The following is a 21,283-nucleotide window of genomic DNA, read 5'->3' as shown; positions in this document are numbered from 1 at the left end:
TTGAATTTTAGCTATTTAGCTTAAAATTGCTTTGGGTTCTAAATATGCGTCTAATCCATAAGTTCCGAACTCTCGGCCGATACCTGACTGTTTGAATCCTCCGAAAGGAGCCTGTGGATCGTGTTTAAAGCCATTGATACAGATTCTTCCTGCATCAATCTGTGATGCTATGCGATTGGCACGTGCAAGATCTGGTGAGCTGATATATGCCGCTAGACCGTAAGTGGTGTCATTTGCAATGGAAATAGCGTCTTCGTCATTCTGGTACGGAATGATGGAGAGGACTGGACCGAATATTTCTTCTTGTGCGATACGCATATCATTACGAACGTTTGTAAAGATGGTGGCTTGAACAAAGTTACCTTTTTCCAAACCTGCTGGCTTACCCAGACCTCCTGTTAGTAACGTTGCTCCTTCATCAAGTCCAATCTGAATGAACTGTTGAACTCTTTCATATTGCTTATGGCTTACCATAGGTCCTACATGGGTATCTGGATCTGTAGGATTACCGACTTTTACATGTGCGATGGTGGCTTGTGCTAAAGCATTGATCTGATCTAGTTTGCTCGCAGGGACTAGCAGTCGGGTAGGAGCAATACAGGCTTGGCCACTATTCATATAAGCGCCATAGATAGCCATGGGGATAACGGTTTCTAAATCGGCATCTTCTAAAATAATATTCGGGGATTTACCACCAAGCTCCAAAGTGACACGTTTCATCGTATCTACTGCGCCTTTAGCAATTGTTTTGCCAACCGCAGTTGAACCTGTGAAGGATATTTTGGCAATATCGGGGTGATTGGTTATTGCGGCGCCTACAACATTTCCTAGACCATTTACGATATTGAATAAGCCTTTAGGTAAACCCGCCTCATGGAAACATGTGGCAATAAGCTGTGTCTGTTGGGCACTCATTTCGCTGGGCTTGATGACGACGGTACATCCGGCAGCAATAGCTGTGGCAAGCTTACTGCAGATAAAACCATTGCTGGCGTTCCAGGGGGTGATAATGCCGACAACCCCTAATGACTCCATACGAACCTGTGATTGTCCAACAGTTTTTTCAAAGTCATAGTTTTGAAGTGTTTCGATTATTGTTGGGAATGACGCGATCGCAATCTGCACACTGGCTTGGCAAAATTGGTAAGTTCCGCCGTATTCTTCGACCATAATAGCAATCAGTTCTTCTTCGCGCTTACTGACAGCATGATGTAGTTTTTCCAGGTAAGCAATACGTTCTTCTTTACTTGTTTTAGAGAATGTTTTGAATGCTTCTTTTGCGGCCTGGACCGCAATATGGGTATCCATTTCGTCCCCAAGGGTAACTTCACCCAATTTTTCATTAGTAGTGGGGCTGATGAGATCAAAAGTTTCTGTCCCATGTGGTGTGATAAAGGCACCGTTTACATAAATCTGATTTATCTTTTTCATGTTCTGCTGATTTGTTTATTCAAAGTTAGCGGTATTATAAAGAGGGTGTTTTGCTCAAAAGCTCAATGTTACTTTGTTGAAAAGCTCATTAATAAATGTATCAAGATGACATAAAGACAACAAATATGGAGCGCTTAATTGTTATGTTTGTTTCGAGATTATTAGATATATAGATATGGTTGATATTTTTAAGATTTTAGCAAATGAACATCGGTTACAGATATTGCAGTGGTTGAAGAATCCGCATGCTAATTTTATCGCCGAAGATATTGAACCGGAGGTAACGGATTATGGTGTTTGTATGAGCGTCATCCAAAAGAAGGCAGGTTTGTCCCAATCAACGATATCATCTTATTTGACATCGATGGTGAATTGTGGTTTGTTGAAATCTGTACGGGAGGGACAGTGGACTTATTATAAGAGAAATGAGGAAAAACTTCAGGAATTGGCTTCTTATATCAAGAATACGCTGTAGTTACTCATTATTTATTTGATGGATGGAGATATAAATATCTTCATTTTTTTTACTCAAGTATATCTATAAATCTAGATATGTCGAAATATTTTGTTGATTTTAGGGATCAGTTTTTAATGCAGTTACGGTGCTGTAAGGAAATCCGGATCTGAACACAATCTTTAAATAAGCTATTGACCTGATTTAGATCTGTACATACCACTCATTTTATTTGATAATCCATTTCAGAAGGTAAGAAGCCTTCCTTTTTTTAATCCAATATATCTATAAATCTAGATATATCGAAATTGTATAATGCTTTACATTAAAATTTTAGAACATGACAAGAAACTTTGAAAACCACTATGCATTTAACCGTGTATTTGCTCCAGATGTGTTGACTATTGGCCTATTTCTTCCCTTAGAAGTATATAGCGGAAAGCTTCCCCTAGTTGAGGAGCATATGGCATATATAAAACAGATCGATCGCTTAGATTTTGCGTCGATATGGGTTCGTGATATTCCGATGTTTGATCCGAGTTTTGGTGATGCTGGTCAAGTGTATGATGCTTTTAGTTATTTATCTTTTATCGCCGGACAGACAAGCAGGATTGCATTAGGAACAGGAAGTATTGTTTTACCTTTCTGGCACCCGATTTCTTTAGCAAAGACAGCCGCTTCTTTAGATCAGCTATCCAATAACAGATTATTGCTAGGAGTAGGATCGGGGGATAGATCGATTGAATTTCCTGCATTTGGATTAGATTTTGAGCATCGAGGTGAACGTTTTAGACAGGTTTTACAGGATTTTCGACGCTTAAATAAGGAACATTATCCAAAAATTAAGTCTGAGCTGACCCACATTGACGGATTGGATCTTATCCCTAAACCCGTTCAAGAATATATTCCGAGTTTAATAACCGGTGGCAGTCAACAGCCTCTTTCTTGGATTGCTGAACATGGGGATGGCTGGATTACTTATCCGGGAGCAACAACGTCGAAATTACATGTTAGGCCGTTGAGAGAAAAGATAAAAGCTTGGCGTGACTTAATTCCCGATCAGATTTTTAAGCCTCATATGACCAATGAATGGATTGAACTAACGGAAGATCCCAATTTTCCGCGAACGCCATTGCAGGGTGGATTTGTGCTTAAAACAGGAAGGAATGGTTTATTGGAACTGTTACATGAATGGCAGGAAGCGGGTGTCAATCATGCTGCCTTAGGGATTCAATTCAGTACGAGACCTATTGCCGATGTTATTGATGAGCTGGGAGCAGAAGTGTTGCCGTATTTTCCTTCCTTAGTGAAGGCAAGTCATATTAATATGATCCCATAGTTTAATTTCAGGAGAATAATTCTATTTTAGCCGTTAATGAAGTTATCGTTAAGTTTTCTAATGGAGTTATGCAAAAAGTGACAGGTAGAAAAAAGTTTTATATCGCTTATATGCTGATCTCACTGATCATGTTGGTTGATATTACGGTTATACTGACGTGGCAGATCAGTTTGGCGGGGTATTGGAGTGACCGCTTGGTCTTTTGGATATGGTTACTCACTACGCTTCCATTTCTAATTATTTTCTGGAAAAGTATTTATACGAAAATATACTGTATCGTATTAGTATTGGGGCTATTGTTTAGCATAGCCGCGATGATGTTGCCTTTTTTTGGTATTCTATTTTCAAGTACGGGCATGGAAAGACGATCGTACTATACACCAGATACCGGGAAATATAGAGTACAGCTTATTCAAAGTGTGATGGCCCGTCCGCGGTTACAGATTATTGAAAATAAAGGAATTGTTGAGAAGGTGATTTTGTTTACCGATGCCGATTTCCTGAAAAATGATAATCTTAAGGTGGGATATGAAAGTGTGATCGGCCTGGATGTCCTAAGGGATACGCCAGATAGTCTGGTTTTGGAGTTTCATATACCTGGTCAGAAAATTGTAAAAGGTTTTAAACTAAGCGACGAAAAGGATTAATTTTCGTGGCACGTTTTGTCTTGAAAGAACAGTTAATATTAATCCCATAGCAGATCTATCATTGGGTAGGTCTGGTATGGGATTAATTTGTTCTGTCATTTTAGTTTTGTAACTGATCTGCATGAAAAATTTCGCTCTACTGCGGCATGACTTGCGTTTACATCTTTTTGCTGTCTTCGTAAGTAGGACCATACAGTCCAGGTACTTTATTTCCGGTTGCTCTTAGATAGACAATCAATTCTCCGCGATGATGATAAATATGATTAAAAAGGAATCCTCGTACCACAATGCCTCTTTCCATTGGGCCTAAGAGTATGCGTTCACCTGCTTTCATTGTCCAGTGATCGCGTAGTTTTTCTTCTGTAAGTGTTGATAGAGCGGTTCTGGCTCGTGCTACATTTTTTTCAAAAAGTTCGAGCGTGGCTTTGATATCATCAGGTGCACCGCGCTCAAGATGATCGGTGGCCATATCATATACATCTTCTGTAAATGTGCCTACGTACCAATAATAAATGGTTGCGATATGTTGTGCCAGTTCTCCCATTGTCCAGGAAATAGCTGCAGGCTTATAGTGTATGTCTTTTTCAGGTACTGCCTGCAGTAATTTACGGGTGTTGTTGACCTCTTGTTCGAATTCGGTTGTCAAATATTGAATGATCATGTCTTTGGGTTTAATGTTTTTATATCGGGTATAAAACAGATGCCTGCGTGAATATGTTTGGTATTTAGGAGGTTTTTCTGGGGTTAATAAAACAAATTTATTTAAGTTTGAGTACGCTATAAATGAAAATTCATGTTAGAAGTATTATTTTCTCATATTGAAAAAAAAGTGACGCTCTCTCGTGGTGACAAAGAGGCGATAGCTTCTTTTTTTACATTCAAAAAAATCAGAAAGAAGCAATATATCTTGGAAGAAGGAGCTGTTTGTACGCATCTTTCATTTGTGAAAAAAGGTCTTATCAAATCGTACCGTTTGGATGAGAAAGGAAATGAGCATATCAGCCTTTTTGGATGGGAAGGCTGGTGGGTGTCTGATTTTAAGAGTTTTATTAATCAGCAACCGGCAATTCTCTATATAGATGCTATTGAAGATACCGAGTTACTGCTTTTATCGCGGGCAGATTATGAACAATTGATGGAAGAGGTCCCGGTGATGGAGCGGTATTTTAGAATGCTCTATCAAAATAGTTTGGTTACAAAAGATGAACGGCTGATCAGTTCGAACAGCTATACTGCTGAAGAAAAATTTCAGCGTATGTTACAGGCTAGTCCTGAAATTATGCAACGTGTGCCGCAACATCTGGTGGCATCTTATCTGGGATTGGCTCCTGAAACCCTGAGTAGAATCCGTAAGAAAATTGCATCTACAGATTAATTTCATTGATCTGGATCAATGGAATTTCTTGATCTGTATCATCTCTTTCAGTTTTTAATGCGGCGAACTTTGTTGTAGAAATTTAAAGAGATATAACAATGGATAAAATTGCATTAGTAGTTGGCGCAACTGGGATCACGGGAAGTCGTTTGGCTGAGGAGCTTGTTGGCCAAGGATGGCAAACTTATGGTCTGGCACGTCATCCCGGTCAAACTGATAACGGCGTAATTCCGGTAAAAGCTGATCTTATGGATGTTGAAAATCTGAAGATCGCACTTGAAAATGTTTACCCAACACATGTGTTTTTTACAACATGGATGCGGAAAGACAATGAGGCAGAAAATATTATTGTAAATCGAGCTCTTGTCCGTAATCTTCTCGATGTGCTGTCTGAAAAGAAAACTGTTGCACATGTGGCTTTGGTAACGGGGTTAAAGCATTATTTAGGTCCTTTTGAGTCATACGTTGCTACGGGTGTGTTTCCTGATACACCTATTCGGGAAGAACAGCCTAGACTAAGTCATCCTAATTTTTACTACGCTCAGGAAGATGCGGTATATGAAGCTTCGGCAAGAGATGGATTTACGTGGAGTATACATAGGCCGCATACGGTTATCGGGCATGCGATCGGTAATTTGATGAATCTCGGGGTAACGCTTGCCGTATATGCCAGTATTTGTAAACAAAAAGGGGCGAAATTGATCTGGCCGGGTTCGGAAGCGCAATGGAACGGAATTTCGGATGTAACGGATACTGGTGTTCTGGCGAAGCAGTTAATCTGGGCTTCGACGACTGAGGAAGCTAAGAATATGGCTTTTAATATTGTGAACGGCGATGTCTTTCGGTGGAGTTGGTTATGGGAGCGCATCGCGTCATATTTCGGCATTGAGGCTGAAGGATTTCATGGAGAGCCGAGGCCTCTTGCCGAACAACTTAAAAATGATGGTCAATTGTGGTCTGATATGGTAAAGGAGTATGGACTGGAACAGCATGAACTTTTTCAATTGGCTTCACCATGGCATACAGATCTTGATCTGGGCAGACCTATCGAAGTGATGGTGGATATGGCCAATAGCCGAAAACTGGGATTTACGGCTTACCAGAATACCGAAGAAGCATTTATCCACTTGTTTGAACGTCTTCGTGCAGAGAATGTAATACCCCAATAATTAGATTGATGTGGTGGTAAAGGATAGTAAAACCGGGCTTCTTTATTTTGTGATAGAGGGCTCGGTTTTACTGGACTTTAATCATCAATCCCTTTGCCGTCCAGGATCTGCTGATAATACTTTTCAATTCGATTTTGCCGAGTTTTGGATTGTTTCGCCTGATTAAAATAAAATAGATATCCCTTTTGTCGTCCAGGTGTTAGGGAATAGAATGCTGTATTTAATTCTTGATCTTGTGCCAGTGCCTGCTGGAATTCTTCAGGAATAGGGTAGTCGTTCACTTTTTTCATTTCCACCTTTAATCCTGCTTTTTCGATCTCAATGGCTTCCCGTATGTAAGCTTGGATAACAGATCTTAGTGTGATAATCTCTGCTATATGTTTAAATCTGATCTGTCTGCCTGCCTGTACATTTTCTGTTTGCTGGATCAATATACCTTCAGGATCTTTGAGTAAAGCTCCCTTATGAAACAGGAGCGCGCAATATTCTTTAAATCCATGAATAAGAACGATGTTTTTTCCATCGAGCGTGTAGCATGGATGCATCCATTTGTATTCTTCTTCTAAGGATTTGTTTTCAGTAATGATATCACGAAGTAAATTGAACTCTTCGGACCATTGTTGTGTTTTTTCAAAGAAATGTTCTAACTGTGTGTTCATAATGGTTGTTTTTTAGGTATAAGGCCTGATTTATTGTCTGGAACAGCTAGACGTAATTCATAGACAAAGAAACGGTCTGTTAATAGATTGAGTTGTCTTAATCTTGTTTCTGTGTATTTAAGATCTCCTGTAACCGGTTGTGCGCCATATTGATGCCTTGTGCAAAAGGCATCTTGAGCAGCTGGTCTCTAAAAGCAACAGATTTAAAAATAATCTGGATAGTAAGTTTACTGCTTGCATCTGTATAGGGTTCAAATGTGAGGTATTCAAGCTGAACAGGGAATGGACTATCTTCCATCTCGAATGTTCTTGTGATTTTTTCGTTTGGTACAAATTCATGGATTGTTCCGTTTGCCCGAAATACAACAGTGCCATCGTGTGATGTTTCAAATGCATAGGCACCATGTTTCTTGTTTTCCAGTTTCAGTACTTTTGTACCCATCCATTGTTCAAAGAGATCAGCATCTTCATATGCCTTAAAAAGCAATTCTAGAGGAAGATCAAATTCGCGTGTGATGATGATTTCTTGTTTGTCATGTTCGGCACTGATTTTTGTTTTCTGTTCCATGATTATTTGGCTATATAGTTTTTCATTACGGCTTCTAATTTATTGAATCTGTCATCCCACATCTGGCGGAACGGTTCGATAAAATCTGCAATTTCTTTCATTTTTTGCGGATTGAGATGGTAATAGATTTCCCGGCCATTTTGCTCAGGTTTTAGGAGTTCGCATTCGGTCAAAATCTGCAGGTGCTTAGAAACGGTGGGCCTGGATGTGTCAAAATTGGAAGCAATGGCTCCAGCAGGCATCGCATGTGAGGCAACCAGTAGCAATATTGCTCTTCTTGTCGGATCGGCAAGGGCTTGAAAAACGTCTCTTCTTAAATTCATTGTTATGCTCTTATTCGCTTTAACACTTCAGTCTATTATGATCTGTCCTGTCATTGCTTGATGTGTTTATGATCATGTTTTATTAATGCTATTTGGAACTGTATTTATCGTTTAATCCTATACCGTTTATAATTTGTTGTCGGTATTTTTCAATTCTTCCAATTCTTGTCTGTGCTACTTTGGGTTGTGAAAAATAAATGATGTATCCTCTTTGCCGCCCCGGTGTCAATGCGTAAAATGCTGTTTTTAACTTAGAGTCTTGTTCGAATACCTATAGGAGTTCTTCGGGGATAGGTTCTGGATTTTTTTGAAATGTTACCTTTTGACCACTTTCTTCTATCGTTATGGCCTCGGATATATACGATTTTAAGGTATTTTCTAATCTTTTGATTTCTGCTATATTGGTAAATTTGATGATCCTGTCCGATTGTAAATTACCTTGTTGGGTTAAGATTTTATGATCGTCGGATAATAATACACCTTTAAAAAAACCGATATTGGCGGATTGTTTTAATGCAGCAACGGAAACTATATTTTTTCCTTTGGAGGTATATACGGGTGCACCCCATTTTATTTCTTCCTTCAAACCCGCTTCCAGTACAATTTGGCGGAGCATTTCTAATTCTTCTCTCCAGTTATTGACTTTGCATAATGGTGTACCGCCATATTTGCAACGCATACAGCCATCCATCAAATATTTGTCAACTCCTGGATTCAGTTCTATTTTCATCTGTTCTCAACTTTACGTTCAACTGGTCTGAAATACCACGAAATAATCGTGAGCAGGAGTAACAGCGCAGGACCAAAATAGGTGACTGCTTTATCAGCAACTGCAAGGTGGGTGAAAATTGCGCCCGACATTAGAAAGAAAAATCCTGCATATGCCCATTCTTTTACTACTGGGAGCTTTGGAAGGAGAATAGCAATTACTCCTAGCAGCTTCCAAATACCGATAATGGTGAGAAAATAGGAGGGATAGCCTAGATCTTTCATTTTATGAACTTCTTCATCCATGTGGATGATCTGCACAATTCCAGTTGACACCATTCCTAAACTTAGCCAAATGGTAGAAAACCAATAGATGATTTTATCTCTCTTTTTCATACTGTGTTTTTTAATCGGTACAATTCGTATGTTGATCTGTTTATACTTGAGCGGTATTACTTAATACCTTATTTATCGCATGTTAGTTTTCGATCCATTGTTTGATCTTTTACTGTTCTGGAATTAAATAAGTACATCGCTATACGATTTCTTTAATTATATATCGGTTTTTTATGTTCCAAATCTCCATAGTACTGGTTAGTTTTAAATTATGAAGTCATTTGACTATAAATATAAGTGTAGTTATTTGACTACGCAAATTTTTTTTCAAGAATTTCAAATTATTGTGATCACGTGCGGTTGGCTATTGGTGAATTTTTATCAGTTAATGGTGCTGATAACGAGGTTGTTAGTTTTTTTGAGGTTATGAAATGTTTAATAATTAACGAATAGGGTTTAGAGTCGTTTTCTTTGGTCCGAAAGCTAAAAAGCCCAATCGAAAGATTGGGCTTTGCTGTTTATTCCTAATGATTATTTTCAAGCCAACTTTTGTGCAGTTGTTTTTAAATTTAGCTTGCTTGTATATCAATCAATATCTTAACTTCCGTAGGATCGTTAACTAAGGCTTCAAATCCGTTCGTGACGATTTCATCTAAAACAATCTTGCGTGTAACCAATTTCTCTACCGGCATCCTACCGCTATCGATCAGTGCAATGACTTGCGGGAAAATATTGCGATAGGCAATAATTCCTTTAATGGTGATCTCACGAAGTACTTGATCGAGCGCATCAGTTGTCACAGGTTTTCCAAATAGTGCTACTAATACAGCGGTTCCTCCATTTTTTAAACTCGTGATACCCGTTGTATAGGAGGCTTGTACACCTGCGCAATCAAGGAAAACATCTACTCCGAGACCTGTTATGGTCTTAATTTTTTCGGGTATACCGTCCTCTTTCGAATTGATGATATGGGTAGCGCCTATAGATTTTGCTTTTTCAAGACGTTTGTCGGCGATATCGGTTACGATAACGGTACTAGCTCCGGCTGCCAGGGCCGCCTGAACACATAATAAACCAATTGGACCGGCTCCGGAAACTAGAACAGTTCCGCCGATTTTTAGATTACTTTGCATGACCGCATAAACTGCTACTGCTGCGGGTTCTACCAATGCACCTTTCTCGAAGGACATAGTGTCTGGTATTTTGTGCACCATATAATCCTCTACTACAACGTAAGAAGCAAATCCGCCATTGCTTGATAGGCCAACAAAGCCTAATGGTTCTGACAGGTTGTACTCTCCGTTTGCAATAAAGGGGCTATCAAAGTTTTTAAAGATTGGTTCTACAACTACCCGGTCGCCAACTTTTAAATGATGTACACCTTCGCCCACGGCATCAATAATTCCGGAGAATTCATGTCCTAATGTGGTTGTGCCCTGGTGTCCATTGAGCGGATAGGGGGCGGCTACCGGGATGAGCTGTGGACCATGAACATATTCATGTAAGTCGGAGCCGCAGATTCCTGCAAACTGAACTGAAATTTTAACTTGTTTCGCTTTTGGAGCTGGGATCTCCGTTGATTCTACCCTGATATCTTTTGCGGCATACCATCGTGCTGCTTTCATTGTATTATCCATATTGTTATGCTTTTTTATTTCATACTAAGTTACTTAAATACTGCCGGCGTGCCAAGATGTTTGAGGTGATAGATGTCACATAAATTGATGAATGTCATCATTTTCATTTATTGAATAATAACTTATTAATCTGTGGCATCAGATATGCTCGGTAACTTGATGATAATTTAAAAGCGATGATACTTAAAGAAACATTTGTGGGGCTATTGAAAAATTATACGAAAGATGAGCAATTGATCGCTTCCTTATGGAGGGAGGTAGTAGCCTATTATGGTGATCCTCTCAGACATTACCATACTTTAGATCATCTTGAAAATCTGCTGCTTGAACTTACGGCTGTAAAAGAGAAAATCAAGAATTGGGAAGCTCTATTGTTTACACTTTATTATCATGATATTATCTACGATGCGTCAAAACAGAACAATGAAGATGAAAGTGCTCATTTTGCCGTAAAACGGATGAAAGAGATTGCTGTTTCCGAAGCAATTATCTTGACATGCACCGAACAGATCCTGGCGACAAAATCGCACTTAATTTCTACCGATCAGGACACAAATTATTTTACTGATGCTGATCTTTCTATTTTAGGACAACCATGGGAGAAATATGCAAAATACTATACAAATATCCGCTTGGAATATCAGATTTATCCAGATGTACAGTACCACTCTGGTCGAAAGAAGGCATTAACTCATTTTCTGTCCATGGACCGGATTTTTAAAACAGATTATTTTTATAACCGTTTTGAAGTTCGGGCAAAAGAAAACCTGAAAAAAGAAATGGAATTGCTGCAGGACTAGGTATTGATAATAACGACCAGCATATACGGCGTTGTTCCTCTGTAGTACCGTGATAAAAGGTTGACTGGCTTTCGTTGAAAGCCGGTTTACTGGTGTTTGTTAGTTATTGATCATATTACCGATTCTAGGGTCTTTATTACGAAGGTCGAGACCTCCTTCGTAGACTGATTTCAAATTATGTAAATAGAATGCCCAACCATTAGAGCATCCCAGACGGATGTATTGCTTTGAGTGATCGTCCTGTGGAATTTGGTGATGCCGTAATTCTACGATAACATACTCATGAAGTGTACTTAATGTCACATCAACCAAACTGGTACCTTCAAATGTAAACTGGAGAAAATCTTTACCATTTGCTTTAAGGATTTCTCCATGCATGGGCGTCGGATCCAGGTACCAATACCAATCGTACTGCATGCCGCTTTCTTCTGGGTTGATCTGTTCAAGCTGATTTCCTGTTGCATCACGAAAAATGACACGTTCCAAAAACCATTTTTCTAAATTCGCCGCAACAGACCAGGCTTCATAAATCTCGGAAAGAGAGGCTTTAATCGCGATACGTTTTGTAAATGATGTCCAATCGAAATTATTCATGGTACTAAATTTAGATTTGAGTGACGATATGATATCGATAATAAAGATAAAATAATATACCCGTTTATTTTAACGGATTTTCATTGATTTTATTTCTTTTAGTTTATGGTCGATTTGTTTCTATAACTTATTTCTTATTCGATTGACATAAAAAAAGCGCTATCAGGAGATAGCGCTTTTGTGATATTGTTCGTATGTAGGGTAGATCGTTCTTAATTATTCTTCGATCTGTTGTTTCGTTTTGCTGAAAATAGTAGCGCCCATACTTGCACTTATAACGCAAGCAACGGAAATCCATTGTAACGGAGTAAGACGTTCTGATAAGAATATCATACCTGATAGGGCGGCAAATGCCGGTTGCAAACTTGTTAAAATACTAAATGTTTTTGCTGGAAGTCTTTTTAAAGCTACTAAATCTAGTGAAAAAGGTACAGCGCTAGAAAGTACAGCGACGCCAAGTCCTTTTAAAAACAGCATTGGGGTAAGACTAAAAATACCACCATCCCATAGGGCAAAGGGGATAATAATTAGGGTTGCAAATAGCATTCCTGTGCTTACAGCGTCTTTTCCTGGCATAATGCCGGTCACCTTGCTGCCCATAACAATGTATACTGCCCAAAATATACCCGCTAGAAATGCGAGAAGAAGTCCGATTAAATCAATGTTGTTACTTTGCCATGGCACGATAAATAAAATACCGGCACAAGCGATTAATCCCCAAAGGACGTCTAACCATTTTCGGGATAAAGATAAAGCTAGAAAAAGTGGGCCTATAAATTCTACCGTTACAGCCAGTCCTAAGGGGATGCGTTGGATGGCTAAATAAAAAATAAGATTCATTGCGGCAATTCCTATTCCATAAATAGCGCAATATAACCATTGTTGTTTCGTGAATTGAAAGAATTTAGGACGATTTATAATATTTAGCAATACGGTAGACAGGCCAATTCTCAACATACTTGTTCCTGTTGCTCCTATGGCAGGAAAAAGATGTTTAGCGATAGAGGCACCACCTTGAACACTGATCATAGATAGTAATGCCGCTGATATGGCCTTATTTGATTTTTTCATTAGAATAAATTATTTGTCAGGAAAGTTTTCACTAGTACTTAATGAATTCTTTACGCTTCGTTTGTTTTAATAATGAGCAGTGGAATTACTCGTATGATTATGCACTCTTTCTCTTGATATTTATATCTTATTTCTACATAACAACAGTCAACAGATGGCTGCATTAAGTTCATTTTTATTGTAAATGGTATAGCTGATGATCGTATCATTTATAGCATTACAAGTTCCAATGATTGATTGATAGAAGCAGGGAGTGATATTCGAATTTAACCGTTTTATACAAAAGAAAAGCTAATCATAAGATTAGCTTTTCTTTTGTGATCCCGCTGGGATTCGAACCCAGGACCCATACATTAAAAGTGTATTGCTCTACCAGCTGAGCTACGGAATCTTACTCTTATGAAGTTTCCTTCGTTGTTTGGAGTGATGCAAAGCTAGAAAAATCTAGCAAAGGGAACAAATATATTTGCTAATTTTTTTGAAATATGTTGTAACGTATTCTTTTTTAAAATCTTATTTTTTCTATTTTCTTTACTGGAGAGGGGCGGAACAAAATAAAAGAGACACTTTTTATTAAAGTGTCCCTTTTATTTTGTTGTGAATGGCAGTGCTATTCAACTACTACGCCCATTTTGCTAAATTTCGCTATACGTTCATCCACCAAAACATCTTCGTCTTTGGCGATCAAAATCGCTAAATCTTCAACCAATTTTGCTTTTAATAACTCGGCCGCTAATTCAGGGTTTTGATGTGCTCCACCTAGTGGCTCTTTGATAATACCATCGATAAGGCCATTGCCAAGCATGTCTTTTGAGGTTAATTTTAGTGCCTCTGCCGCCTTTTCTTTGTGGTCCCAGCTTCTCCATAGGATAGAGGAACAAGATTCAGGAGAGATGACAGAATACCAGGTATGCTCTAGCATGTATACACGATCACCGATACCGATACCCAATGCACCACCAGAAGCACCTTCACCGATTACTACGCAGATAATAGGCACCTTTAGTACCGACATTTCCAGTAAGTTGCGTGCTATGGCTTCTCCTTGACCTCTTTCTTCAGCCTCCAAACCTGGGTATGCACCCATTGTATCGATCAATGTAACGACAGGTTTGTTGAATTTTTCTGCCATTTTCATTAAGCGAAGAGCTTTACGGTATCCTTCAGGGTTAGCCATACCAAAGTTGCGGTATTGACGCTCTTTGGTGTTTTTTCCTTTTTGATGCCCGATAACCATAACTGATTGACCTCCGATCGATGCAAATCCACCGACGATGGCTTTATCATCTCTTACAGTACGATCTCCGTGTAATTCGATAAAATCATCACAGATCATGTTAATGTAATCAAATGTTTGAGGTCTCTCCGGATGACGCGACATCTGCACATTTTCCCAACCAGACAAATTACCGTATATTTCTTTTTCAGCGTTCGCTAGTTTTTCTTGTAGCTCTAACACAGTTGCACTCATATCGACTTTCGTCTTTACGGCAACTTGTTCCACTTTTTCTATCTGCAATTGCAAATCTGCAATTGGCTTTTCAAATTCAAATGTAGTTTTCATATAAAGTTGTTATGAAAAAATCAGATGGCTAAATTAGTGCATTTTTTCCGAAATTAAAATTACGTATGACATTTACATTGGAAATCCTTTATTACATTTGTGATTCATTAAAGTATAGATGGCTTACTTTTTGTTTGATGTTTATTATCAATTTATGCGCATGTCAAAAAAATTACTATTCATAATCGGTTTATCTATTTCTACTGCAACAACCTTGTCTGCACAAACTTATCCTGAAGTTGTGTTTGAGAACAGTCTCTTGTCAGGTAACTATGCTAAAAGCTTGGTGGAATATTCGGGAGACAGTTGGGTACAGAATGTAAAGAAAAATTTACCGACTACAGATTCTTTATTTTTTACTCCAGGAAATTCACTTTCACTCCGTTATTTGTCATCAAATGCTGGAAATTGGAAGGTTGCTTTACTAAATGATCGCCATAAGATCAATTATCAGGTCCAGGCCAGTGATGTGCTGACAATTAAAATTTATGTGCAAACACCGCATACGAAAGAAAAAACTCTTCCGAAAATTCAATTGCTTCAAAATGGTTCTGAAACTAATATTTTAGAACTTTCCCCATTTATAGATGACTTTGATCATGATACTTGGCTTAATATAGAGATACCCTTGTCAAAATTTGGAAATTTAAAAGCAGGGGAAGCGGTTTCTGAAGTGGTTTTTCATCAAAACGGAACTGATGAGATGACGCATCAGCTGTTTTTAGATCAATTGGAGTTTTTGCCTAAAAATCCTTCACGTGTCAAGTTGTCTTCAGGAGCTATTCTGTCACAGGTCTCCAGTATTGATAAGCAGGTGGAGCTTCAATGGCAACTGCCGTTAACACCGAGTATCCGGTATATAAAAATTTACAGATCGACAGATAATGTTGATTTTAAAGCGATTGCCATTCGACCAGTTTTTATGCAAAAATGCTATGATCTTGTCGAAGAATATAATAAAAAATATTACTATAAGATCGCATGGGTAGATTATGATTATCTGGAATCTCCATTTTCTTCGGTAAAAGAAGTTCAAACCAAACCTGCAAGTGATTTAGAACTGTCTAATTTGATTAAATTGACGAATGTCAATTATTTTATTGAGAACTATGACATCAACAGCGGTCTTTTTCTACCTAATAAATCAAATAAAAAGGCGATCGTTTCTATAGAAGAATCGGGTTATGCGATTCTTTCATTATTGGTTGGTGCTGAAAATAATGTTATTTCGCGTCAAGCTTTATTGTTGCGTTTGAGTAGGATGATGAAGTTTTTAAACAAGGCTCAGCATCATGAAGGTGTATTTACGGCATTTTATGATGGAAGGGAAGGCGTACCATTTTATACTGATGGCGTACAGATGTATGATGTTAAAGCGACGGCAAAACTTATGGAAGGATTGCTTGTTGCTCGGGAATACTTCTCAAAAGATGTTGCTGATGAACAGAATTTTAGAGAGGATGTAACGAAATTGTGGAAACGGGTGAATTGGCAAAAGCTAACATCAAAGTCAAACCCTGATGCCCTGATGGATCGATGGTCAGCTGTAGATAGCACCTATCAGTCTAAAGTTTTAAACGGCTTGAATGATGGTTTAAGTGCTTATTTATTAGCGATGTCTTCTCCGACTTATCCATTGACGGAAGCGAGTTACCTGAATGGATATGCTAAAAAATTACCTCTAGCGGATAGTTTGCTTAGTTTATCTCCATCGACAGTTGATCAAGGTGCTGCTTCGCATATGAATGGTGGGCTTATGATACCGCAGGTGCAACCAGCTACCCCCGTATCCTTTGAAGATAGTTTGATCTTTGAAAAACATATGCTGTATGGTAAAAAAATTGCAATTGGCGATTTAAATAAAAGTTTGATTGAGTTTTATAAACCATTTTTAACCTTAGATCCGAGGGGAAAATACGATGGTTATGTCGATTATGATGAGCTAGCAAGTAATTATATTTTAGCTTATAAAAGAAGGGATAATGAATTAAACTTGGGATCTAGTTATACAGATATTTGGGGAGTACAGAATCCGAGCGATAGCGTGGGGCATTATTTAGTGAATCCAGCAATCGCAATTTCGGCTGTTGCTTTCGAACAGGAGATCGGTCAAAAATCTTTGCGCAAATTTTATGATCAATATGCTAAGGTGCTGTTTACCCAATATGGTTTTAGATCTTGGATTGATTTGAAAAATAATGATGTTTCCGATGGTTTTAATGCGAAAAATCAGGCGAGTGTGGCTGTTTTAATGGAGAATGCAAAATCTGGATTGATCTGGAAATTGTATAACCAGATACCGGAGATTAATGCAACTATTAAAAAGATCTATCATAAGAAATAAGCGAAACTGCTGCACGAATTAAAGGGATACAAGATCTTGTAGCGTTATGTCTAAGATCTGTATCCCTTTCTGTTTTTCTTGAGTTCACTTTTTTTTATATCTTTACAGTTAGTTTTTGCTTTCATAAATAATCTAAACATTCGATGATTAAAAAAATAAATAGTATTGCTGTTGCTTTGCTTTGTTCAATTTCTTTGTTTTCATGTAAACAACAAGCTGTAATTGTTAATCCTGGTGCTGTTGTTAGTATTGATGGTACTGATGATGGATTGAAAAACGTTAAACGTGATTTTGAAGATGCTACTCGTACAGATGAAGGAATTAAATTTACGATTTCATCAGATTTGCTATTTCCGACAAACTCTTCTTATTTAACAGAAAAAGCTAAAGCGGAATTGAGTAAATTGGCAACACTTTTAAAAGAAAATAAAAGTAAGATCCGTGTTGATGGGCATACAGATGCGACAGGTACTGTGGAGTATAATCAATGGTTAGCTGAAAAGAGAGCTAACTCGGTTAAAAAGTTTTTGGTAGATGCTGGAATTGCAGAGTCTAGAATCGCGGCAAAGGGTATTGGTCAGACTAAACCTGTAGCTGATAACAAAACTCCAGAAGGTCGTCAAAAGAATAGACGAGTTGAGGTTATTATTTTGGATGCAAAATAATTCTTAATTATAACAGGATATAAAGGGCTTTCATTGGAAAGCCTTTTTTGTGATATTAGTTTTTACTTTCGTCCCAATAGTGGGAGTCTGGATATATCCGCTTTCCAAATACTGCTGTCCCTATGCGTACAATTGTTGCTCCTTCGGCAATAGCAATTTCATAATCGCCACTCATACCCATGGACAATTCTGTCATTTCGACGCCAGGGATTTCAGCTTTGATAATGTCTTGCTGGAGGTTTTTCAATAATCGGAAACAGGCACGAATTTTATCTTCTACTGCGCTGAATAGACCAATGGTCATGAGCCCTTTAATTTTTACATTTTCTAATATGGCTATCTGTCGTATCAGATCAATTGTTTTATCAGGTGATATGCCAAATTTACTTTCTTCCATGGAAGTATTCACTTGGATTAAAATGTCTATCGTTCGATTTTCAAGTTGTAATCTTTGATTTATTTTTTGGGCTAGATCAAACCGATCTATAGATTGCACACAAGTGACATCATGCTGGAGTATGTATTTGATTTTATTGGTTTGTAAATGACCTATAAAATGATTGGTATGCGGGATATTTTTTAAATCGTCATATTTGTCCCTTAATTCTTGAACTTTATTTTCTGCAATTAATGTATATCCTGCGAGTAAAGCCGTTTTTATACGATTTGCCGGAACTGTTTTAGTCGCTAACAATAGTTTGACTTCTTTGGGGTCACGATTGTTTAGCAGGCAACATGCTTTGATTTTATCTTCAATTACTTTCAGATTCTCTAAGGTTGTGTTAGTCATATCATCGTGATTTATTGTTTTTCCAATTTTGCTATCAGACTTGCTTTAACTTGTGTGAAAGCATGATCGCGAGCTTCTGCGTAGGATATCTCGTATTTTCTTTGAAACTGTTTAATATCTGCAGGGAATTTTTCGACAAGCTTAGCATAATACTTGTCTAATTCTAACTGTGATGGTAAATCATAGCTGATCTGTAATTGAAATCGGCGCAGCAATGCTTTATCAATAATGGATACATGGTTCGTTGCGGCGATCAGTAATACGGTCTGTGGTAAATAATCGATGAGTTGAATCAGTGTATTTACCAGGCGTCTCATCTCCCCAACATCTTTGTCGTCATTACCTCTTGCTTTTGCAATTTGATCAAACTCATCTAGGAACAGGACAGCCTTTTCGCGGGCCGCTTTATCAAATATTTGCTTAATGTTTTGAGATGTTTCGCCAATGCGGGAACAGACAATTGTACTGAGGTTTAGTGTTAAAATGGATTTTCCCAGTTTTTGCGCGATTGCTTTGGCGGTTGTTGTTTTACCACATCCGGAACTTCCATGCAAGAGGATTTTATTGTTTACAGGTAGTCCATATTGAAGGAGTTCTTCGCTGTAGGTATATTCTTTTATTAACTGCTGTATGGAAGCATTGTTCTCTTGATTAAGAAAAATATTAGCCAGTTCAGTCTGCTCGTTCTTAGTAATAATCAGATCGGAAATATTCATGGTGGCAATTTATTAATTTTTGAATAAAGCTTGAGTTTAATTTTTGAAGAATGACGAACGTTTTACGTTCGCCATTCTCGTATGCTTATTTCCACCAATGATAATAATTGTGTAATCCATCATATTCAAATCCGCATTTTGGATATAACTTATTGCCGACTATGTTTGTTTTTTCTGTTTCCAGCATTAGTCCACAAGCATTTGTTTCTTCGCACCATAATTTACTGCGATCAATAAGCGCGATCGATAGACCTTGGCCGCGATAGTCCGGGTGTACATACAAGTCACTTAATAACCATTGTTTAGCTAGTTTGGTATAATGGAAAAGTTTATAAAGCTGTACAAATCCTACTGCTTGATTATCCACATAGATTAAGAAGATCGTCGATTCGCTATTTACAAATCTTTCTTTAAGAAAAGCTTTTCCTTTTTCAAGATCTGGTTGCTGACGATAAAAAACACGGTATAAATCAAATAATACTGCTGTTTCGTCAAGGTTTGCTAATGTTGCTTGTCTAATTTCTGATTTCATATTTTCTTTTTTTAATTGTTATGACAAAATTACTCTTAAATAGGACTACCTTTGTGCTCCAGTTTTAAGTAATTAAGTAGTCCAGTATGCTTCCTTTTGAACATATTATAACCATTGATAAATCGAGTAATATTGCCCTATACAGGCAGATTTCGATTTCAATCATTAATGCGATCAGCGATGGGGTTTTAAAACCTGGGGCACATCTGCCCAGCAGTCGTGAATTGGCAAAAAATCTTGCTGTTCACCGTAAAACAGTGATCGCTGCTTACGAAGAGCTCCAGTCTCAGGACTGGATTATTGTGGAGCCGCGTAAATATGTTGCTGTTTCAAACTTTATCCCAATTTTGAAGGCCCAAAAATGGAATAGGCCATTCGTGCGTACGGGGTACGGAAAAGATCTTCCCATTTCGTATAAAAAATCTCAGCCAGATGTGTTGGTTAAAATCGCGGAAAGATTTGATAAGGTGCTTATTGATGACGGATATCCTGATATACGATTGTCACCAATTGATGATTTATTGAAGACCTATCGGACTTTTACAAACCGAAAAACAATTTCAAAGATTGCAAATATTGGTACGGGGCAAGGTGTGCTCAAGCTTCGCGAGCAATTGGCGAATCATCTGATCGAGTCTCGAGGTCTCACTATGGGGGTGGAACATGTGCTGATTACTCATGGAGCGCAAATGAGTATATATTTGGCAGCACAACTTTTACTGGATAATAGTTCACATGTGCTTGTTGGTGAACCCAACTATCCATTGGCAAATCAGGTTTTTAAAGATACCGGTGCATCGGTTATTTCGGTATCGGTTGATGAGGATGGTATTGATACGGATGCCGTGGAAGCTTGGTGTAAGTTGAAAAAAATCAGCTTGATATATGTTATACCACATCATCATTATCCCACCACAGTTACGCTTTCGGTAGAGCGTAGAATGAAATTATTAGCATTAGCTGAACAGTATGGATTTGTGATTATTGAAGATGATTATGACTATGATTATCATTATACCTCATCTCCTTATTTACCATTGGCCAGTAGTAATCATCAGGGGCATGTTATCTATATCGGTTCTTTTTCCAAAATCTTAGATCCTTCCATCCGTATTGGTTTTATGGTTGCTCCAGAAAAATTCATTGCGCAGTGCACTGCCTATAGAAAGATAATTGATGTGGGAGGAGATGGTTATATGCAACATGCTTTAGCCGAGTTGATTAAAGAGGGAGAGTTGAACAGATACTTAAAAAAAGCACGACGTTGCTATAAAATACGAAGGGATTATTTGGATCAGCTTTTACGGGATCGATTAGGTAATTATACTTATTTCTCCTTGCCTGCTGGTGGAATGGCCATTTGGGTGCGATTAAAGCCTCCGTTTTTGGTGAATGATTTACTTTTGAACTGTTCGCTTGAAATTGTTCGTATCGATGAAACTCAAAATGCATTTCGATTTGGTTTTGCATCCTTGTCTGAAAATGAATTAGATCAGGCTGTTAGTGAATTAGTAAAAGCTTTTAAAAAGATGGCTTAAGTTCATTGCTTTTTTTGCACAAC

23 protein-coding genes, 1 tRNA gene and 1 pseudogene are annotated in these 21,283 nt (G+C 38.0%); 9 read left to right on the top strand and 16 right to left on the bottom strand.

What is annotated here, in order from left to right; translation table 11 throughout:
• Nucleotides 1-15: 15 nt before the first annotated feature.
• A complete protein-coding gene (locus JAZ75_RS21175; protein WP_208698238.1) occupies nucleotides 16-1,431 on the bottom strand; it encodes an aldehyde dehydrogenase family protein in 1,416 nt (471 codons plus the stop codon).
• A 175-nt stretch (nucleotides 1,432-1,606) separates the two neighbouring features.
• On the opposite strand from JAZ75_RS21175, the gene JAZ75_RS21170 reads away from it, so the two are divergent.
• The 3 genes from JAZ75_RS21170 to JAZ75_RS21160 all read left to right on the top strand — a co-directional run bounded on the left by JAZ75_RS21170 (nucleotide 1,607) and on the right by JAZ75_RS21160 (nucleotide 3,871).
• On the top strand, nucleotides 1,607-1,906 hold the full coding sequence (locus JAZ75_RS21170) for an ArsR/SmtB family transcription factor (protein ID WP_132768533.1): 300 nt from the start codon (nucleotides 1,607-1,609) through the stop codon (nucleotides 1,904-1,906).
• A 319-nt stretch (nucleotides 1,907-2,225) separates the two neighbouring features.
• Nucleotides 2,226-3,224, top strand: coding sequence for an LLM class oxidoreductase (locus JAZ75_RS21165; protein ID WP_208698236.1), 999 nt, complete (start codon nucleotides 2,226-2,228; stop codon nucleotides 3,222-3,224).
• A gap of 68 nt (nucleotides 3,225-3,292) precedes the next feature.
• Entirely contained in the window at nucleotides 3,293-3,871 is a 579-nt protein-coding gene (locus JAZ75_RS21160) for a hypothetical protein (protein ID WP_208698234.1), read from the top strand.
• 157 nt (nucleotides 3,872-4,028) lie between these two features.
• Here JAZ75_RS21160 and JAZ75_RS21155 read toward each other — a convergent pair whose 3' ends face one another.
• Nucleotides 4,029-4,532, bottom strand: a complete 504-nt coding sequence (locus JAZ75_RS21155; protein ID WP_208698232.1) for a DinB family protein — start codon at nucleotides 4,530-4,532, stop codon at nucleotides 4,029-4,031.
• 132 nt (nucleotides 4,533-4,664) lie between these two features.
• On the opposite strand from JAZ75_RS21155, the gene JAZ75_RS21150 reads away from it, so the two are divergent.
• Nucleotides 4,665-5,246 carry a Crp/Fnr family transcriptional regulator gene (locus JAZ75_RS21150; protein ID WP_132768527.1) on the top strand — a complete coding sequence of 194 codons (582 nt, stop codon included), beginning with the start codon at nucleotides 4,665-4,667 and terminating at the stop codon, nucleotides 5,244-5,246.
• Between the two features lie 98 nt (nucleotides 5,247-5,344).
• Nucleotides 5,345-6,415, top strand: a complete 1,071-nt coding sequence (locus JAZ75_RS21145) for an SDR family oxidoreductase (RefSeq protein ID WP_208698230.1) — start codon at nucleotides 5,345-5,347, stop codon at nucleotides 6,413-6,415.
• Between the two features lie 77 nt (nucleotides 6,416-6,492).
• Here the strand turns inward: JAZ75_RS21145 and JAZ75_RS21140 are convergent, their stop codons facing one another.
• From JAZ75_RS21140 to JAZ75_RS21110, 7 genes and pseudogenes are all read right to left on the bottom strand, one after another.
• Nucleotides 6,493-7,074: a YdeI/OmpD-associated family protein gene (locus JAZ75_RS21140; RefSeq protein ID WP_208698228.1), complete on the bottom strand. Its 582-nt coding sequence runs from the start codon at nucleotides 7,072-7,074 to the stop codon at nucleotides 6,493-6,495.
• Between the two features lie 97 nt (nucleotides 7,075-7,171).
• Nucleotides 7,172-7,642: an SRPBCC domain-containing protein gene (locus JAZ75_RS21135; RefSeq protein ID WP_132768521.1), complete on the bottom strand. Its 471-nt coding sequence runs from the start codon at nucleotides 7,640-7,642 to the stop codon at nucleotides 7,172-7,174.
• Nucleotides 7,643-7,644: 2 nt separating this feature from the next.
• A complete protein-coding gene (locus JAZ75_RS21130) occupies nucleotides 7,645-7,965 on the bottom strand; it encodes an ArsR/SmtB family transcription factor (protein ID WP_132768519.1) in 321 nt (106 codons plus the stop codon).
• 88 nt (nucleotides 7,966-8,053) lie between these two features.
• Nucleotides 8,054-8,221 (bottom strand): annotated as a pseudogene (locus JAZ75_RS26260) (YdeI/OmpD-associated family protein); the annotation flags it as partial.
• Between the two features lie 15 nt (nucleotides 8,222-8,236).
• Nucleotides 8,237-8,695 (bottom strand): DUF1801 domain-containing protein, encoded by a 459-nt coding sequence (locus tag JAZ75_RS21120; RefSeq protein WP_208698224.1) that lies wholly within the window; start codon nucleotides 8,693-8,695, stop codon nucleotides 8,237-8,239.
• Nucleotides 8,692-9,069 (bottom strand): DoxX family protein, encoded by a 378-nt coding sequence (locus tag JAZ75_RS21115; RefSeq protein WP_183912804.1) that lies wholly within the window; start codon nucleotides 9,067-9,069, stop codon nucleotides 8,692-8,694. Before JAZ75_RS21115 ends, JAZ75_RS21120 begins: the two co-directional genes overlap by 4 nt.
• A 509-nt stretch (nucleotides 9,070-9,578) precedes the next feature.
• Nucleotides 9,579-10,646, bottom strand: a complete 1,068-nt coding sequence (locus JAZ75_RS21110; protein ID WP_232789292.1) for a 2,3-butanediol dehydrogenase — start codon at nucleotides 10,644-10,646, stop codon at nucleotides 9,579-9,581.
• 176 nt (nucleotides 10,647-10,822) lie between these two features.
• On the opposite strand from JAZ75_RS21110, the gene JAZ75_RS21105 reads away from it, so the two are divergent.
• Nucleotides 10,823-11,446 carry a hypothetical protein gene (locus tag JAZ75_RS21105; RefSeq protein ID WP_208698222.1) on the top strand — a complete coding sequence of 208 codons (624 nt, stop codon included), beginning with the start codon at nucleotides 10,823-10,825 and terminating at the stop codon, nucleotides 11,444-11,446.
• A 99-nt stretch (nucleotides 11,447-11,545) separates the two neighbouring features.
• Here JAZ75_RS21105 and JAZ75_RS21100 read toward each other — a convergent pair whose 3' ends face one another.
• The 4 genes from JAZ75_RS21100 to JAZ75_RS21085 form a co-directional block, all read right to left on the bottom strand.
• Nucleotides 11,546-12,040 (bottom strand): SRPBCC domain-containing protein, encoded by a 495-nt coding sequence (locus JAZ75_RS21100; protein ID WP_208698220.1) that lies wholly within the window; start codon nucleotides 12,038-12,040, stop codon nucleotides 11,546-11,548.
• 216 nt (nucleotides 12,041-12,256) lie between these two features.
• Nucleotides 12,257-13,111, bottom strand: coding sequence for an EamA family transporter (locus tag JAZ75_RS21095; RefSeq protein WP_208698218.1), 855 nt, complete (start codon nucleotides 13,109-13,111; stop codon nucleotides 12,257-12,259).
• A gap of 318 nt (nucleotides 13,112-13,429) precedes the next feature.
• A tRNA-Lys gene (locus tag JAZ75_RS21090) sits at nucleotides 13,430-13,502 on the bottom strand.
• Nucleotides 13,503-13,721: 219 nt separating this feature from the next.
• Nucleotides 13,722-14,675 carry an acetyl-CoA carboxylase carboxyltransferase subunit alpha gene (locus JAZ75_RS21085; RefSeq protein WP_132845519.1) on the bottom strand — a complete coding sequence of 318 codons (954 nt, stop codon included), beginning with the start codon at nucleotides 14,673-14,675 and terminating at the stop codon, nucleotides 13,722-13,724.
• Nucleotides 14,676-14,835: 160 nt separating this feature from the next.
• Here JAZ75_RS21085 and JAZ75_RS21080 point away from each other — a divergent pair, with 160 nt between their 5' ends.
• The gene (locus JAZ75_RS21080) at nucleotides 14,836-17,019 is read left to right on the top strand and encodes a glucoamylase family protein (protein WP_208698216.1); all 2,184 of its coding nucleotides are present in this window, start codon (nucleotides 14,836-14,838) and stop codon (nucleotides 17,017-17,019) included.
• 143 nt (nucleotides 17,020-17,162) lie between these two features.
• The gene (locus JAZ75_RS21075; protein WP_206368298.1) at nucleotides 17,163-17,684 is read left to right on the top strand and encodes an OmpA family protein; all 522 of its coding nucleotides are present in this window, start codon (nucleotides 17,163-17,165) and stop codon (nucleotides 17,682-17,684) included.
• Between the two features lie 55 nt (nucleotides 17,685-17,739).
• Here JAZ75_RS21075 and JAZ75_RS21070 read toward each other — a convergent pair whose 3' ends face one another.
• The 3 genes from JAZ75_RS21070 to JAZ75_RS21060 all read right to left on the bottom strand — a co-directional run bounded on the left by JAZ75_RS21070 (nucleotide 17,740) and on the right by JAZ75_RS21060 (nucleotide 19,722).
• Nucleotides 17,740-18,474, bottom strand: coding sequence for a YggS family pyridoxal phosphate-dependent enzyme (locus tag JAZ75_RS21070; protein WP_208698214.1), 735 nt, complete (start codon nucleotides 18,472-18,474; stop codon nucleotides 17,740-17,742).
• Between the two features lie 11 nt (nucleotides 18,475-18,485).
• Nucleotides 18,486-19,190: an AAA family ATPase gene (locus JAZ75_RS21065; RefSeq protein WP_208698212.1), complete on the bottom strand. Its 705-nt coding sequence runs from the start codon at nucleotides 19,188-19,190 to the stop codon at nucleotides 18,486-18,488.
• 85 nt (nucleotides 19,191-19,275) lie between these two features.
• On the bottom strand, nucleotides 19,276-19,722 hold the full coding sequence (locus JAZ75_RS21060) for a GNAT family N-acetyltransferase (protein WP_021190484.1): 447 nt from the start codon (nucleotides 19,720-19,722) through the stop codon (nucleotides 19,276-19,278).
• A gap of 86 nt (nucleotides 19,723-19,808) precedes the next feature.
• Here JAZ75_RS21060 and JAZ75_RS21055 point away from each other — a divergent pair, with 86 nt between their 5' ends.
• Entirely contained in the window at nucleotides 19,809-21,260 is a 1,452-nt protein-coding gene (locus tag JAZ75_RS21055; protein ID WP_208698210.1) for a PLP-dependent aminotransferase family protein, read from the top strand.
• Nucleotides 21,261-21,283 lie beyond the last annotated feature (23 nt).

This window comes from Sphingobacterium sp. UDSM-2020, from assembly GCF_016132525.1.
In the GTDB taxonomy this organism is placed as follows: Bacteria; Bacteroidota; Bacteroidia; order Sphingobacteriales; family Sphingobacteriaceae; genus Sphingobacterium; species Sphingobacterium anhuiense.
Note: the sequence above shows the minus strand (reverse complement) of the source record. Positions and strands in the feature narration are given on the sequence as shown.

Bases quoted from the DNA above. Each gene is read 5' to 3' on its own strand.
- JAZ75_RS21175 (WP_208698238.1), bottom strand. From the start codon at position 1,431: ATGAAAAAGATAAATCAGATTTATGTAAACGGTGCCTTTATCACACCA.
- JAZ75_RS21170 (WP_132768533.1), top strand. From the start codon at position 1,607: ATGGTTGATATTTTTAAGATTTTAGCAAATGAACATCGGTTACAGATA.
- JAZ75_RS21165 (WP_208698236.1), top strand. From the start codon at position 2,226: ATGACAAGAAACTTTGAAAACCACTATGCATTTAACCGTGTATTTGCT.
- JAZ75_RS21160 (WP_208698234.1), top strand. From the start codon at position 3,293: ATGCAAAAAGTGACAGGTAGAAAAAAGTTTTATATCGCTTATATGCTG.
- JAZ75_RS21155 (WP_208698232.1), bottom strand. From the start codon at position 4,532: ATGATCATTCAATATTTGACAACCGAATTCGAACAAGAGGTCAACAAC.
- JAZ75_RS21150 (WP_132768527.1), top strand. From the start codon at position 4,665: ATGTTAGAAGTATTATTTTCTCATATTGAAAAAAAAGTGACGCTCTCT.
- JAZ75_RS21145 (WP_208698230.1), top strand. From the start codon at position 5,345: ATGGATAAAATTGCATTAGTAGTTGGCGCAACTGGGATCACGGGAAGT.
- JAZ75_RS21140 (WP_208698228.1), bottom strand. From the start codon at position 7,074: ATGAACACACAGTTAGAACATTTCTTTGAAAAAACACAACAATGGTCC.
- JAZ75_RS21135 (WP_132768521.1), bottom strand. From the start codon at position 7,642: ATGGAACAGAAAACAAAAATCAGTGCCGAACATGACAAACAAGAAATC.
- JAZ75_RS21130 (WP_132768519.1), bottom strand. From the start codon at position 7,965: ATGAATTTAAGAAGAGACGTTTTTCAAGCCCTTGCCGATCCGACAAGA.
- JAZ75_RS21120 (WP_208698224.1), bottom strand. From the start codon at position 8,695: ATGAAAATAGAACTGAATCCAGGAGTTGACAAATATTTGATGGATGGC.
- JAZ75_RS21115 (WP_183912804.1), bottom strand. From the start codon at position 9,069: ATGAAAAAGAGAGATAAAATCATCTATTGGTTTTCTACCATTTGGCTA.
- JAZ75_RS21110 (WP_232789292.1), bottom strand. From the start codon at position 10,646: ATGGATAATACAATGAAAGCAGCACGATGGTATGCCGCAAAAGATATC.
- JAZ75_RS21105 (WP_208698222.1), top strand. From the start codon at position 10,823: ATGATACTTAAAGAAACATTTGTGGGGCTATTGAAAAATTATACGAAA.
- JAZ75_RS21100 (WP_208698220.1), bottom strand. From the start codon at position 12,040: ATGAATAATTTCGATTGGACATCATTTACAAAACGTATCGCGATTAAA.
- JAZ75_RS21095 (WP_208698218.1), bottom strand. From the start codon at position 13,111: ATGAAAAAATCAAATAAGGCCATATCAGCGGCATTACTATCTATGATC.
- JAZ75_RS21085 (WP_132845519.1), bottom strand. From the start codon at position 14,675: ATGAAAACTACATTTGAATTTGAAAAGCCAATTGCAGATTTGCAATTG.
- JAZ75_RS21080 (WP_208698216.1), top strand. From the start codon at position 14,836: ATGTCAAAAAAATTACTATTCATAATCGGTTTATCTATTTCTACTGCA.
- JAZ75_RS21075 (WP_206368298.1), top strand. From the start codon at position 17,163: ATGATTAAAAAAATAAATAGTATTGCTGTTGCTTTGCTTTGTTCAATT.
- JAZ75_RS21070 (WP_208698214.1), bottom strand. From the start codon at position 18,474: ATGACTAACACAACCTTAGAGAATCTGAAAGTAATTGAAGATAAAATC.
- JAZ75_RS21065 (WP_208698212.1), bottom strand. From the start codon at position 19,190: ATGAATATTTCCGATCTGATTATTACTAAGAACGAGCAGACTGAACTG.
- JAZ75_RS21060 (WP_021190484.1), bottom strand. From the start codon at position 19,722: ATGAAATCAGAAATTAGACAAGCAACATTAGCAAACCTTGACGAAACA.
- JAZ75_RS21055 (WP_208698210.1), top strand. From the start codon at position 19,809: ATGCTTCCTTTTGAACATATTATAACCATTGATAAATCGAGTAATATT.